At 65.8% G+C, this 12822-nt stretch carries 15 protein-coding genes; 2 read left to right on the top strand and 13 right to left on the bottom strand.

The window, feature by feature from the left end:
- Positions 1–122: 122 nt before the first annotated feature.
- From IE302_RS27635 to IE302_RS27590, 10 genes are all read right to left on the bottom strand, one after another.
- Positions 123–1379 carry a DUF3631 domain-containing protein gene (locus IE302_RS27635; protein WP_191257335.1) on the bottom strand — a complete coding sequence of 419 codons (1257 nt, stop codon included), beginning with the start codon at positions 1377–1379 and terminating at the stop codon, positions 123–125.
- Positions 1379–1897 (bottom strand): hypothetical protein, encoded by a 519-nt coding sequence (locus IE302_RS27630; protein WP_191257334.1) that lies wholly within the window; start codon positions 1895–1897, stop codon positions 1379–1381. Before IE302_RS27630 ends, IE302_RS27635 begins: the two co-directional genes overlap by 1 nt.
- A 49-nt stretch (positions 1898–1946) precedes the next feature.
- A complete protein-coding gene (locus IE302_RS27625; RefSeq protein ID WP_229907959.1) occupies positions 1947–2579 on the bottom strand; it encodes an HNH endonuclease family protein in 633 nt (210 codons plus the stop codon).
- Between the two features lie 234 nt (positions 2580–2813).
- A complete protein-coding gene (locus IE302_RS27620; protein ID WP_229907958.1) occupies positions 2814–5069 on the bottom strand; it encodes an FtsK/SpoIIIE domain-containing protein in 2256 nt (751 codons plus the stop codon).
- Positions 5069–6010, bottom strand: coding sequence for a hypothetical protein (locus IE302_RS27615; RefSeq protein ID WP_229907957.1), 942 nt, complete (start codon positions 6008–6010; stop codon positions 5069–5071). Before IE302_RS27615 ends, IE302_RS27620 begins: the two co-directional genes overlap by 1 nt.
- Positions 6010–6210 carry a hypothetical protein gene (locus tag IE302_RS27610; protein ID WP_191257333.1) on the bottom strand — a complete coding sequence of 67 codons (201 nt, stop codon included), beginning with the start codon at positions 6208–6210 and terminating at the stop codon, positions 6010–6012. Before IE302_RS27610 ends, IE302_RS27615 begins: the two co-directional genes overlap by 1 nt.
- Positions 6210–6527 (bottom strand): hypothetical protein, encoded by a 318-nt coding sequence (locus tag IE302_RS27605; RefSeq protein WP_191257332.1) that lies wholly within the window; start codon positions 6525–6527, stop codon positions 6210–6212. Before IE302_RS27605 ends, IE302_RS27610 begins: the two co-directional genes overlap by 1 nt.
- Entirely contained in the window at positions 6524–6970 is a 447-nt protein-coding gene (locus IE302_RS27600) for an RRQRL motif-containing zinc-binding protein (protein ID WP_191257331.1), read from the bottom strand. Before IE302_RS27600 ends, IE302_RS27605 begins: the two co-directional genes overlap by 4 nt.
- A 131-nt stretch (positions 6971–7101) precedes the next feature.
- Positions 7102–7569 (bottom strand): Pycsar system effector family protein, encoded by a 468-nt coding sequence (locus IE302_RS27595; RefSeq protein WP_191257330.1) that lies wholly within the window; start codon positions 7567–7569, stop codon positions 7102–7104.
- Positions 7569–7928, bottom strand: coding sequence for a hypothetical protein (locus tag IE302_RS27590; RefSeq protein ID WP_191257329.1), 360 nt, complete (start codon positions 7926–7928; stop codon positions 7569–7571). Before IE302_RS27590 ends, IE302_RS27595 begins: the two co-directional genes overlap by 1 nt.
- A gap of 122 nt (positions 7929–8050) precedes the next feature.
- Here IE302_RS27590 and IE302_RS27585 point away from each other — a divergent pair, with 122 nt between their 5' ends.
- Positions 8051–8851 carry a GntR family transcriptional regulator gene (locus IE302_RS27585; RefSeq protein WP_191257328.1) on the top strand — a complete coding sequence of 267 codons (801 nt, stop codon included), beginning with the start codon at positions 8051–8053 and terminating at the stop codon, positions 8849–8851.
- A gap of 3 nt (positions 8852–8854) precedes the next feature.
- A complete protein-coding gene (locus tag IE302_RS27580; protein WP_191257327.1) occupies positions 8855–9700 on the top strand; it encodes a glycosyltransferase in 846 nt (281 codons plus the stop codon).
- Positions 9701–9716: 16 nt separating this feature from the next.
- Here IE302_RS27580 and IE302_RS27575 read toward each other — a convergent pair whose 3' ends face one another.
- The 3 genes from IE302_RS27575 to IE302_RS27565 all read right to left on the bottom strand — a co-directional run bounded on the left by IE302_RS27575 (position 9717) and on the right by IE302_RS27565 (position 12820).
- Positions 9717–11198: a HEPN domain-containing protein gene (locus IE302_RS27575; RefSeq protein WP_229907956.1), complete on the bottom strand. Its 1482-nt coding sequence runs from the start codon at positions 11196–11198 to the stop codon at positions 9717–9719.
- 386 nt (positions 11199–11584) lie between these two features.
- Positions 11585–12148 carry a dihydrofolate reductase family protein gene (locus tag IE302_RS27570; protein ID WP_191257325.1) on the bottom strand — a complete coding sequence of 188 codons (564 nt, stop codon included), beginning with the start codon at positions 12146–12148 and terminating at the stop codon, positions 11585–11587.
- Between the two features lie 249 nt (positions 12149–12397).
- Complete coding sequence (locus IE302_RS27565; RefSeq protein WP_191257324.1) at positions 12398–12820, bottom strand: PPOX class F420-dependent oxidoreductase; 423 nt, start codon at positions 12818–12820, stop codon at positions 12398–12400.
- Positions 12821–12822 lie beyond the last annotated feature (2 nt).

Genomic DNA, 12822 nt, shown 5'->3' with positions numbered 1-12822 from the left:
TCGGTAACCCGGTTACCGCAGTTACCGCAGCGATTTCGGCTCGGTAACCGTCTGACCTGCACGGTTACCGGGGTTACCGCAGTTACCGGGATAGCCGGGTCTGGCGGGTGTGGCCTCGTCGTTCAGGCGTCGCCGTTGACGGCGCGGAGCGGGAGAGCCGTACCAGCCGTACCAGCCTCGTTTTCGCTGGTCAGGGGCGGTACGGCTTTTTTGGTGGTACGGCTTGAGCCGTACCAGGAATCGAGCCGTACCGGCTCTGAGCTGGTGTTATGAGGCTGGTACGGCTGGGACGGCTCCCCTGTCTGCGGGTCGGTGTTCTGAGGGCAGTAGCGGGTCCAGGCGTCGGCGAAGTCGGCCTTGCGGTAGCCCTTGGCCTGACCGCTTCCGGGGAAGCGGATGGTGTCGGAGCGGATGCCGTACTCGCGGAGCAGGCTGCCGATCTTCATGGAGGTGAGTCCGGTCGGCCCGTACTCGCCCCAGGGGGATTCCGGCATGCCCCGCAGGCGGGTAAGCAGTTCGGCGGTGGGCAGGGCCAGTTCGTCACCGAATGCCGTCCGGCAGTCGGTGAGCAGGCGCATCCGGTCCGACATTTCACCGGTGTCGTTGGCTTGCTGGGTCATGGCGATCGATGCCGCGCGGGCGCGTTCGGGCCAGGTACCCCCGGCGTGGTCGGCGACGGCGATCAGCGGTTCCCAGGTGTCGGCGGCCCGGTCCTCGACGGGCATGGCCGGTTCGGCGCGTTCGAGCGAGGCGAGGTCGGCACGCAGCCACTCGGTGAGCTGGGTGGCCAGTTCGCGCAGCGGGTCACGGTCGCGGCGCGAGCGGTAGGCGGCGGCTTTCTCTCCGGCGGCGCGGCGTCGCATGTGGACGACCACCGCGCGGTCCTCGATGGTGTCGGGCATGGCACCGATCCCGGCGAGCGCGGCCATCGCGAAGGTCGGGATGGTGATCACGGTCGAACTGGCGGCGTCGTAGCGCAGTGCCGGGCGGCCTCGCTGGTGTCCGGCGTTGAGCAGGCCGCGCAGGTCTTCGTTCCCATCGGCCTTGGGGCCGAAGATGGTGTCGGCCTCGTCGACGAGCAGCACGGGCGGGTCAGGGGTGATGGAGCGGTAGACGGCGGCAGGACTGGCGTTGACGGTGATCAACGGGTTGTGGCTGGTCGCCTCGACAACGTCGAGCAGACGGGACTTCCCGCACCGGCGTTCCGGCGCACGGATGACCAGCCGGGGCGCGTGTGCCCATGCCGGTTGGGCGTGGGTGGCGGCGATCCACAGCACCACGGCGTCGGTGGCGTGCTCGGAGGGCATGACGACGTAGCGGGTGAGAGCGGCGTGCAGCGTGGACAGCAGCTCGGCGCCGGTCTTGGTCGTGGTGGTCATCAGGCGGCCTTTCCTCGGAGGGAGTCGAGACGGGGAATGCCGGCACTTTCGCCGAGGGTGTCCCGGTAGCGGGTCCACAGCTCCTCGGCGGTGGTGTCGTCGGCGAGGTCCCGCACGATTTCGGCGGGACTGGATTCCGCGGCTTGGATGAGGCGCTGCGCGTGAGCGGTGAGAGCACGTCGCCACGCGTTTTCCAGGACCACGGTTTTGAGCCATCCGGCGAGGGCGGGTGTGACGTCGCTGTAGGTCTCGCGCAGCCACCCGCCGAGCCGGTGCTGACGGTGTTCGCCGGTGGCGCGGCCGGTGCGGACGGCGTGGACGAACAGCGCGACGGGGGCCGGTGGGTGGCCGTCGGCGACGAGTTCGATGGCCAGTTGAAGCACAAACGTCGCCATGGGGTCGGCCAGGTCGGCGGCGCGCATGCCGGTGAGCAGGCGGCGGGCCTGGTCGGCGGACAGCCACATGAGGCAGCCGAGGAACTGGCGTTCGGGATCGGTGAGCGGGTGTGCCGTGTCCATCGAAGTACCTTCCACAGAGGACAGTTAGGGGCGGTAGGTCACCGGTCGGTCAGCAGCGCTTGAGGACGGCGGCGATGGCGTCGTGCTCGGCCTGGTCGACGCTCATGCGGTAGGTGGTCTTCACCCGCACCCAGTGCGCGACGTAGCTGCACCGGTCCTGCGAGGGCAGCCACTTCGCGGGGTCCTGGTCACCCTTGCTGCGGTTGGACTTCGCCGACACAGCGACTAAAACGTTGGGGTCGTTGGCGTAACGGGTTCGCTGGGCCTCGGTCCAGTCGCGGGTGTGCGAGCGGGCGGCCTCGGCGAGCGGCACCATGTGATCGATATCGACGCCTTCGGGGTCGGTGACCTTCACCCCGTCATAGCGGCTGGTCCACTCTCCACTCAGGACCTTGCAGCCCTTGCCGGTGGTGACGTTGCGGCCCTGGGTCTTGAGGGTGTCCTCACGGCGGTTGCAGCCCTTGCCGACGCTGTCCCAGTGCGGCCAGTCGTCACGGCTGTAGTGGACGCCAGTGTCGGCGGGCTTCACGGCGAGCTTGGCGAGCTGCCGGGTGACGGTGGTGGCGTCGAGGCTGCCGGGGGTTCCGGTGGCGGCCGGGACCTCGCAGCCGGTGACGAACAGCGTGACGAGGGCGAGCGGGACGGCGGCGATGAGGACGCGGCCGGTGGTGTGCGTGGTCAAAACGGAGTCCAATCCTCGGTGACTGTGTGTGCCTGTTTTGGGCAGCGCTCGACCAGGGCTAGGGCCGGTGGCGATGGCGGCTAGCTGGAGTTTTCGCGGGTTTCCGCTGGTCGGCGCGGGGGCGCTCTAGGCCCCTAGAGTCCTGGTCAGAAAGTCGCGGGGTTCTAGAGTGGGGGTCTAGGTCTAGGGGCGCTCCGGTCTAGAGCGCGAAGCGCGCCTAGCTCCACTCGGCCGTTACTTTCGGTTATCGCGGGCCTTGGTGAGGGCGTCTCGGGTGTAGCCGTTGCGGTTGCTGCCCTTGCCGGTTTCGGGGTCGGTGGCCCACACCTGTCCGGGCTTCACCCCGTCCGGCTTGAGCGCGGTGGCCAGGGCGGCCGGGTTCCACTTCCCGTAGGTCGAGGGGCGCAGCTCGGCGAGCCGGGACACGATCACATCGGACCAGAGCTTTTCCTCGCCCTTCTCGAACACGCTCAGGACATCGGCGAGGGTGTCCAGGCGCGCGGTGTCCAGGTCGACTTCTTCCCCGGCGGCGTAGCCGGTGATGTTGCCCAGGGCTTCGCGCTGTTTGCGGGCACCGGCGGCGATGCGCTTGGCGGTCGGCCCGTCCTGGTAGACGGAGCGGGTGATCTGCGCGTCCGACCCTTCACCGCGCAGGTAGCCGATTCCCTTGTCGGACCAGGCAAAGGTGGTCGCGCGGATGCCGTTCTTGTACTGGCTGGTTCCGAGGACCATGTCGTTTTCGGTCTGCCCCATGACTTTCAGGCAGTACCGGATGGACAGGTTCGCCGAAATGTCGGTCGGGATGGCCTTCGCGTCCGGCCGCTGCGTGGCCAGGAACAGTCCGATACCCAGCGCGGGACCACGCTTGACCAGGTCAGTCGCGATTTCCTTGAGTTCGTCGCCGTGCTCGGGGTGCTCGAACCACACCTGACACTCGTCGACGCCGATGATGATGGGCGCCAACCCGAGGTCCTTCCGCGACGCCAGAGCGGGGGTGACCTTGTTGTCCGGACACACGTTCTCGGGCAGGTTCCGGATCACCTTGGCGCGGCGGCGGAGTTCTTCGCGGAGTTCCCGCATCTCCACCACCATGCGCTCGATGTCTTCGGGGTCGTCGCCGACTCCGTAGCCGTGGCAGACCTGCGACAACGCGGACAGGTCACCGGTGCCTTTGAGGTCGTAGGCGTAGAGCACCGAACGCGGGTCGAGTGCGGCGATGAGCAGGATTTCGCGCAGGGACACGGTTTTTCCCATGCGGGGGATGGCGCCGATGGCACCGGAGGCGAACATCATCGTGATGGGCACCCACCGGCCGCGCTGGTCTGTGCCGAACGGCTGCGGCTTGAACAGGTCTACCGTCGCCCCAGGCTTGGCGAGCGGCCACGGGGCCTGCTTGGTGGTGGACATGTCCTTATCGCCCACCCAGAGCACGAGACGGCCTTCGTGGATGGTCGGGTCACCCTCGGGCCACACACACCCAAGCTGACGGCGCAGACCGGAGGAGAGCCGTTCGCGACGGTCGATGACGTCCCCCGCGGTGACGCCCGGCGGCAGGTCGATATCCGCGCGCCATCCGGGGCCGTCCCGCACGATCGGTGACGGGAACCCGATGCCCCGGCCCTTCGCGATGGCCTGGTTGATCCCCGCGATACCCAGCGCCCCAAGGGCGTCTTCGATCATCGCCGACGTGAGCTTCGGCGCCTTCGCGCTGTCCACAGCGCGCCCGGCGACGGGCTTGTCCTTCGGCGCCCCGAACCAGCCCACCAACGTCATGGCGGTGATGAGGATGGTCCAGTTCCAGAACGGGGTGACGTAGGTGATCGCGAGATAGACGAGGGCGATGAGGGTGAGCACGCCGACCATCACCGGCGCGGAGCGGCGGCGAACGGTCTCGTTCCGGGCCTCGCGCAACCTCATGTACTCGTTCACGTCGGCCCGGTCCCGGGCGTCCATGCGCACCGGCTTGGACTCCGCGTCGAACACCCAGCGGTGTACACGAACGGTCCCCCGGCACAGCGCGCCTGGAGCCTTGAGAAGCGCGCTCGGGACGTACACGGGCACCCGCAACGCGTGGAACGCGGTCTGGTGCCCGGCGAGCTGCACGAGGAACTTCGCGCGGGACTTGAACTCCTCGGCCGAGAGCAGCCAGGACGCGACCAGCGGCCGGGCCTTGGCGTCGGACACGGTCTCCCACCAGGACTTTTTGGCCTCCGGCGGGTCCACCTTCGCAGTGGGCTCGGACTCGTCCACGATCTCTGCGTCGAGGACATTCGAGCGGACCACGGTGGCGGTGTCGCGCGGGGTGGGGATCTCCTCGGCGGTGCGGGCGGTGCCCGGCTTGAACTCCACCACGTTGCCGTTCACGACACGGCCGTCCGGGCGTTCGTCAGAGGTGGTGTCGGGGGTCGGGTTGGGCGTGTTCACCGTTGTGTCCCTCTCGGGTTCGGGGCCGTTCGCGGATGCGGGGGTGTGGTCGGCGGTGGTGGACATCAGGCGGCCTCCTCCGAGTCGGTGCGGGCGGTGGTGGTCGGGGCGGGTACCGGCAGGACGGTGGGCGCGGTGCGGGTTTCGGCGATTAGGTCGTCGGCGACGTTCTTGGAGGTGCCGCGCGAGACCTCGGGGCAGACCTCACGAACCCATGCCGGGGTGATCTCGATGCCGGGCGCCCAGGCGGCGCGGGCCTCGGCGAGGTAATCGGCGCGCAGCTTGCGGCCCTGCTTGGCGGGAGCCTTGGCCTTACGGGCGGTACGGCGCGGCTTCGGGGTCGGGGAGAGTGCCGGCGTGGGCACCGGCTCCTCCGCGTCCGGGGTCCCGGCGGGGGTGGCCTCGGCGGCCGGGGCCGTCTCCCGCGTGTCCGTCTCGCCGGTGAAGGTGTGCCCGGCGGCTTTCATGACGGCTTCGGTGAGCTTGTCCCGCAGGACTGGCGCGGTTTCGGCGGCGAGGAACACCAGCACCGGCGGCACGGAGTGCAGCGCGACCCCCGCGACGTCGAGGTGGGTCCAGGACTTCCAGGTGTTCATGACGTAGGTGGCCAGGAACGCGAACCACTTCGTCCGGTGCGCCCACTTGCCGGTCTGGACCTGGTAGCGGGCGGTGATCTGCTCAGCTCGCAGGACGGCGACCAGGACGAGCGACACCATCGGGTCCAGCAGCCACGCGGACAGCCACCCGAGCGACCACGGGGCCGACCCGGAGGCGGCGAAAGCTTGGACGTTGACCATGGTGAAGGCGAGACCGAGGAAGATCCCGACCCACAACAGCACGTCGATCTGAGTGCGGACCTTCTCCACCCGCAGCGCGATCACGTCGGGGTGGTTGGCCAGACGGCGAACCTGAGCGGCTGACTCGGCGTCCTGCCGGAGCTTGTCGGCCTCGGTGAGCGGCTGGTGCCGCGCGTCCTGCGGAGCGTTGGCGATGTCGGTGGTGGTCATCAGCTCTCCCCCCACTTTGTCTCGTGCGTCTGGTCCCACTGCGCGATGCGGCCGTCCAGCTCGGACTCCAGGACTTCCTGCCGCTCGGCCGGGGTCAGCTCGCCTAGGACGGCCTGACGGTCCTTGGCCCTCATGCCGGACAGGAGCGTGTGGACTACGCGGTCGCCGATCTGTTCGCCCTCGGTCTTCTTGCGTGCCATCAGTGACGACCTCCCCGCGTGGTGGTGACGACTTCGGTGATGGCCATGAGCCGCACGATGGTGGCGGCGGCGAACAGAGCCGGGACGATGAGCGCGATCCAGGTGGCGGTGGGGTTGCCGATCTTCACGACCACAAGCCACTGGACGAACGCGATGACGGCGGTGGCCAGGATGAGCCGGATCGTGTTGCCGGTCATGCGGGTCACCTCCCGCACGCCCTTCTGCGCCTTGGTGGCGGACTTTCGCCCGGCACGCCACACGCTGAACACACCGACCAGCGCCAGGCCGCCCAGGATCATCAGGGTTTGCGTGTTCATGCGGCCACCTCCACGGCGTTGGCCATCTCGATTTCCAGGCACGACCAGCACTGACGAGTGCTGGTCGGCACGCGGTAGTCCTTCTCCTGCGCGCAGTCCACGCAGGTGCGCAGCGCTCGCTGGGCGTATTCGAGGTTCCGCAGACGGGCCACGCGCTGAGCCTCGGTCGGCTCAGGGCGGGCGGCAGCCGCAACCGCGGAATACAGCTCCGCCACGGTCAGACGGGCGTAGGGCTTGCGGTGGCGGAACACCAGCAGGGCCAGCGGGTCCAGCCCAGCGGGCGACAGCCCGGCCGCTCGGAGTTGGGTGGTGGTGAGCAGTCCGGCCGGGGCCTCGCCCCACCCGAACACCGGGAGCCCGTCCCGGGTCCCTCGGGCCAGCGCCACAAGGGTGGTGTCGCCGTCGGCGATGTGCACGACGTTCTGCTTCCTGCTCCGTACCATGAGGGGCCTTCCCGTGTAGCTACCTGCGTGGTGGTGGGGAGTCCCGGTCTGCGCGGAGCGTGCTTGGCGGTTCGAGCCGCGCAGGTCGGGGTCAGAAACAGCGGATACGGCGGGGAGAACGCGGCGGCCGGTCATGTCAGCACCGCCAGGACCAGGGCGACGGCGAGGACGCAGATCCCGACGAACAGCAGCCCGACCGCGCGGGAAATCCGCTGGTATTTCCGCACCGCGACCCCGCCGATGAGGACCACGTCCGCCGCGATGGTCTGTGCGGCCGCCGAGCTCGCCGCCTCCAGCAGCGCGGCCGGGCCGTGATAGACCGCGTCCAACCAGGTCCCCGGAGTTGGGAACTGGGAAAGCCGGGGACGCAGGGCCGACAGCAGCACCAGCACCGCCCCGAACACCGGCGCGGCGGCCGCCCAGAGCGCGACCATGGCCACCGGGGATACCGATCGTGTGGTCAGCGCGACTACACCGGCCAGCACGGCAGCGACCACGGACAGCAGCGTCTGCGCCTTCGTGTCTGCCTTACGCAGGTCGTCCCGCACGTGCTCATGAGCCCGCTGGACCTGCGGCAACGCCTGATCGAAGGTGTGCATCACGCGGCCTCGCCTTCAGACGACGTGGCAGCGGTGGTGTCCAGCAGCGACGGCAACGCCCGGAGCACCGTCCGGCCGCTGCGGCGCTCCGAGCGGGTCGCCCGGCGGACGTCGGTAAACGAGTGCGTCACCCGCACGTCCGCCGCAACCGTCGCGGCGGCCAGCTCCGCGTCAACCGACGCGATCAGCGCGTCAACTTCGCGCTCCTCGGCGGTGTACTCCAGGAAGTCCCAGGCCACCGGCGCGGCAGCCTGAACAGCAGAAACATCGAACTCCAGCCCGTCAAACGACGCTTCGGCCTGACGGCGGGAGATGTGTGCCGACCTCATCGGGTCCCCTTCGTTCGGTTCCAGGTTCATCCTGGGATGTTCTCTCCATTCCGGGATGGCGTACCGAGAACCTTGCCGTCTGCATCCCGACATTGTCAAGCCCATCCCGGGATGGAGTTTCGAAACCTGGGATGGTGTGCGAGGATGAGGGCATGGAACGAATGGACGCGAAAGCGGTAGCTGAGCAGCTCCGGGCGGACATCCACGAGGGCAAGTTCGCGCCGGGGGAGACCTTGCCGAACACTGAGCAACTTCGAGAGCGGTTTGGTGTCGGGAAGAACGTCGTTTCCGCCGCTGTGCAGACCCTGAAGGGGGAGGGGCTTCTAGCGCCCGGCGGCCGAGGGCAGCCCGTTCGTGTTCGCGTGGTGCCTCAGAAGCTGACGCGATCGAATGCCAACTATCAGGTGGAAAAAGACCTGGTCAAAGAACCAGAGGACGTTCGTCGGCGCCATGGCTCGGCGGAGCGGGACGCCAAGGTCGACATCGACACCGTCAATGACGACAAGGTCACCTATGAGGTGGTACCTCCGCCGGAAGAGGTGGCCAAGATCATGGGGCTTGCGTCGAGTGACTACGTCCTACGCAGGACTTACCTGCGGCAATACCGGGAAGGCGAGGGCTACAGCAGGATGGTTTCGTACCTGCCCTATTCGCTCGTCAAGGACCATCCGCCGCTGCTGGACTCATCCAACGAGCCATGGCCCGGCGGTACCCTTCACCAGCTCTACACGGCGGGGGTGGAGGTAGGGAAGATTGAGGATCGCGTTTCCGCGCGCATGCCCACCGAGGAAGAGGTGGCCCTCTACGACATCCCGTTCAACGTGCCCGTGATCCCCATTCTGAAGATCAGTTACGACACGTCGGGGCGTGCGGTAGATGTGGCGGAACTCCTGACTCCGGCGGACCGAATTTCCCTGTCGTACATCACCGAGCTGCGAAAGTGGGACGAGTAAGCAATGGCAACGCCACGCTTGATCTCTGTAGTGACGGCCGTCTTTGAGGGCGGCCACCACTACCTCAAGGAGGCTTACGAGTCTCTACGGGCTCAGGAAATGCCGGAAGGCTGGTCCTGGGAGTGGTGCGTTCAGGAAGACGGCAGTAGCGGTGTGCCGAAACAAGAGCTTCCCGACGATGATCCTCGCGTCCACTACGGCACCGGGTTGGCCGGCCGCGCGGCCGTCACCCGCAACATGGCACTCTCGCAGGCGCAGGGGATCGTGATTCGCAACCTCGATGCGGACGACGTGCTGCTGCCGGGTGCGCTGGCGCGGGATATCGACGCGTTGCACCGCGTCGCGTGGTGCGTCTCGGCAGGTCTTGACCTGCACGAGGATGGGACGACAACGCCCGGCCCGTATGACCCTCCCAATGGTCCCGTGGAGCCCGGCCGCTTCTACAAGGAGCAGGCAGAGAACAGGCTCTCGGTGCTGGCGGCGAATGTCGCGATGCACACGGACCTTATCTGGTCCTTGGGCGGTTGGATGGCTCTCACGGGGGCCGAGACCATTGCCACACTGTTGGCGGCGGAGGCAGTGACGCCGGGGGAGTTCATCGCCGAACCGAGCATGCTCTACCGGAAGCACCCCGCTCAGACGACGGCGGCTGAGTCGTACTGGAACCCGCAGGAAGACGAGGCGCGTCGGCGGCTCATCCAGATGCGTGTGGACGCCATTCACTCCAATGGGACGCGGTATCAGCCGGGTTCGATCGATGGCGACGATTCGACGGTCGACCCCAGCGTGCCGCCCGAGGGGCGCCAGGCGCAGGGGCTTGCTCGCATGACACACGACAAGAAGGCGTGAGACGTACGAGCAAATATTAATCCTTCGAGTCTTCGGTCTGCATATATATCTCGGGGGCAAGGTTTCGCGCTTTTCGTTGGAAAAATTGATAAGGCTGATGTTCTTTTAATCTTGCCTTAATCGTTTCGCTTTCGACTCCGGCTTGCAGAAGGAAGGCGGTTCCTAGGATCCATTTTAGAGACTCGGTTAGAATTAAGTCGACCTCCCAGCCGTTCCCTGGGCCATTAAGTAAGTGTGCAAAGCTATTGCGAGCATTGGCGATCTTGGAAACCCACTTCTTTTGGTTGCCGAACGCGTCTGGGATGGCATCCTCTACCGACGAGAGAAGTCTGCGTAGCCGAAACGGGTACGAAACCTGATTAAAGTGCGCGAGCGACTGGTGAAGCTTCTCGCCGATTTCTTCGTTTGTTGCTGCGATCGCGGCGTCTTTGGCTGCTTTTCGTGCCGCTTTAGCGAGTTCTGGGTCGAATATGGGGGCATCTCTATATCGTCTGCGATCGTAGCCCTCAGCGCTAGTTGAAAGCTGCAAGAGGCGGCTTTCAAGGGATAGATCCTGCGGCCATTCAAGTGCAGAGTAGAGGATATTTGGAACCGGCGCCAATTCGCTTGCGCATTCAATCCACTTCGCCACGACCTGAAGACCAGTATGGCGCAAGTCCATGTAGCGATTACCAGGTTCAATCACCTTGGACTCTGCGGCGTATTCAATGAGGGGATGGTAAATCCTCACATAGGTTTCACTCTTGCTTGTCAGTGCCTGCACGTGCGTTAGCTTGCACTGTACGTCAAGCATTATGGAGGCGAGGATTAATGTGGGCGCGACAATATCGTCAAGTAGCGCAAATAGATTCTGTTGGTTTATATCGTCAAAGTCTAGCCATCCCGCGTGTCGAACTTCGGCGCCAGTGGTATCTGGTCGATTGTATAGCCGTACGAAGCGTGTGGATACGTGTCCGCCAATGGTTGCCAATGGCGCCGTTTCGCGAGCTGGCTTCTGGTACTCGATATTTACGGACTCGCTCGGCTTGAGCGTAATGGTCATTTTGGTGCCATTTTGGCAAATAAAGTCGTCAAGATTGGTGAAGCGGATTCGGGCGGACTGAATCTGTTCTTCGTTGTCGAGGTGCGCACCGCGTGCGGCCCAGGTTCCCTGAAGGGAGTGGACACCCTCTTCGTCATTCTTGCCCATGGTTCCCATGGTCATAATATTCTGGCGTCTAGACACGGTTATTGCATTGAATATTGTTACGGCGCGATCAAAGCCTTCGGCTAGATAGCCGTGAATTAGATGTCCTTCAGTGTCGTGCTCGTCTTCGGCGGGAACTCCGATCATGCTGCCGTCGTCTGCTTGCTGCCATGTGACGTGAGGAGTCAGCTGTCCATGTAAGGTGATTCGTGGTCGACTACCTGATAGGTCAAGCCAGCCAGTCAATTTCTCATCGGGGTTTGCCGCAAGCCAAAACCTGCCTAGTAAGCGATCCTGTCTATTCTCTACCATGTTCCACCTTGATGGCTCTGTCAACGTGAAGGCTCAGCACTGGGCAGTGAACATACTGCCTTGGTTGCCCGCTGAACGCGTTCCTTACGGATTCGTGATTGGGCTTGTCGTAGTGGCAGGCGACGACGGCTGACAGGTGCGCCGACAGCAATCGGACCGAACGGGTCCAAGTCGGTCAAGGTTCGACGGGCCTTGCGCCAAATACGCCCCAAAGTTCGGGGCGGGAGACGCTAACGTGCAGGTCAGGGCGCATCTGCACGCTTGACTGTAAATCAGACGGCACTGCCTTCGGGGGTTCGAATCCCTCACTCGCCACACCAGATCGGCCCCGTGACCAAGTCACGGGGCCGATCTCGTTCCTGGGGCGTTTCCCGGTCGCGCCGGCCCTAGCGAGCCCGGTAGCGCAGCAGCACGATCCCCGAAGTGAACGCCCGCTCTTCCACCAGCTGGAGCTTCGGGACGCCGGTGGCGTTCTCGAACAGCCGGCGGCCTTCCCCGACCACGACCGGGTAGACGAACAGCCGGTACTCGTCGACGAGGCCCTCGGCGATGAGCGCCCGCACCAGCGAGATGCTGCCGGTGGTCACGATGTCCTTGCCTTCGGCGGCCTTCAGCCCCTCGATCTCCGAACGCAGCTCACCGGAGAGCACCGTCGTGTTCTCCCACTCCGGCTCCGTCAGCGTGCTGGAGACCACGTACTTGCTCACCGAGTTCAGATAAGCCGAGATACCTGTCGTGTCGTCGGTTTGCTTCGGCCAGTAGCCGCGCATGTCTTCGAAGGTGACGCGCCCGGTCAGGAACGCGTCAGCGGCCTCACGTTGTTCGCGAAGGGCGGCCAGGACGTCCGACATGTCGGTGTCCGGATCGCCACCACCCGCGCTGAACCAGTCACCCGCCAGTTCGATCACGCCGTCGATGGTGCAGTTCTCCGTCACGATCAGATCCCGCATGCGCCCGACCGTACCGCCGCCCTCCGACAAGAATGGACCGATGACCGAGCCGCCACCCTGGCCCGCCACGCCGCCGGCCCACCAGGAAGCCGAAGACTGGTGCGGCAGCGGACCCGTCATGCCGAAGGGCGCGGCTTCCCCTTCGTGATCACCGTCGACGGGGCCGCGGTCGGCACGATCGGGCTTCCGGCGCGAAAGGCTGCTGCCTGCCCATCAGGAGATCGGCGGGACGGCGCGGGACATGCTCCTCTACGTGTCGCCGTGAACCGCGCGCCTCGACGGGTACCACGTCTCACCCGCGGGTTCGCCCGCCATGTTCCAGCTCCACGACACCGTGGGAGTGACGCGCGCGTATATGCCCGGACCGACGATCCCCGTGCGCTCGACGGGATCGGCGGCCTCGCCGTAGATCCGGACGCCACGCGCGATGAACGGGTCCAGTGAGACGAGGTCGTCGATGACCAAGGCGACTTTCCGTTGTCCCGCTCGGATGTTGCGGAACTTCCGGGTCACGAGGACCGACGCGCCCGCGCCGCCGACCCAGAAACCTGTCCCGTCGAACTCGAACGCCAGCGGGACGACGTCGGGCTGCTCGCCGTCCTCGGACAGGGTCGCGAAGCGGGCCAGGGGTTGAGAGCGCAGGTACGCGATCTCGTCTTCGGTGAAGGCCATCA

The organism is Amycolatopsis oliviviridis (assembly GCF_014654365.1).
GTDB lineage: Bacteria > Actinomycetota > Actinomycetes > Mycobacteriales > Pseudonocardiaceae > Amycolatopsis > Amycolatopsis oliviviridis.
The sequence above is the reverse complement of the archived record's forward strand: the minus strand, read 5'-3'. Positions and strand labels throughout refer to the sequence as shown.

What these genes read in the sequence shown, in the direction of transcription:
- IE302_RS27575 (WP_229907956.1), bottom strand. Translation starts at nt 11,198, where the DNA reads ATGGTAGAGAATAGACAGGATCGCTTACTAGGCAGGTTTTGGCTTGCG.
- IE302_RS27620 (WP_229907958.1), bottom strand. Translation starts at nt 5,069, where the DNA reads ATGTCCACCACCGCCGACCACACCCCCGCATCCGCGAACGGCCCCGAA.
- IE302_RS27600 (WP_191257331.1), bottom strand. Translation starts at nt 6,970, where the DNA reads ATGGTACGGAGCAGGAAGCAGAACGTCGTGCACATCGCCGACGGCGAC.
- IE302_RS27630 (WP_191257334.1), bottom strand. Translation starts at nt 1,897, where the DNA reads ATGGACACGGCACACCCGCTCACCGATCCCGAACGCCAGTTCCTCGGC.
- IE302_RS27635 (WP_191257335.1), bottom strand. Translation starts at nt 1,379, where the DNA reads ATGACCACCACGACCAAGACCGGCGCCGAGCTGCTGTCCACGCTGCAC.
- IE302_RS27570 (WP_191257325.1), bottom strand. Translation starts at nt 12,148, where the DNA reads ATGCGGGATCTGATCGTGACGGAGAACTGCACCATCGACGGCGTGATC.
- IE302_RS27565 (WP_191257324.1), bottom strand. Translation starts at nt 12,820, where the DNA reads ATGGCCTTCACCGAAGACGAGATCGCGTACCTGCGCTCTCAACCCCTG.
- IE302_RS27585 (WP_191257328.1), top strand. Translation starts at nt 8,051, where the DNA reads ATGGAACGAATGGACGCGAAAGCGGTAGCTGAGCAGCTCCGGGCGGAC.
- IE302_RS27595 (WP_191257330.1), bottom strand. Translation starts at nt 7,569, where the DNA reads ATGCACACCTTCGATCAGGCGTTGCCGCAGGTCCAGCGGGCTCATGAG.
- IE302_RS27590 (WP_191257329.1), bottom strand. Translation starts at nt 7,928, where the DNA reads ATGAACCTGGAACCGAACGAAGGGGACCCGATGAGGTCGGCACACATC.
- IE302_RS27580 (WP_191257327.1), top strand. Translation starts at nt 8,855, where the DNA reads ATGGCAACGCCACGCTTGATCTCTGTAGTGACGGCCGTCTTTGAGGGC.
- IE302_RS27610 (WP_191257333.1), bottom strand. Translation starts at nt 6,210, where the DNA reads ATGGCACGCAAGAAGACCGAGGGCGAACAGATCGGCGACCGCGTAGTC.
- IE302_RS27615 (WP_229907957.1), bottom strand. Translation starts at nt 6,010, where the DNA reads ATGACCACCACCGACATCGCCAACGCTCCGCAGGACGCGCGGCACCAG.
- IE302_RS27605 (WP_191257332.1), bottom strand. Translation starts at nt 6,527, where the DNA reads ATGAACACGCAAACCCTGATGATCCTGGGCGGCCTGGCGCTGGTCGGT.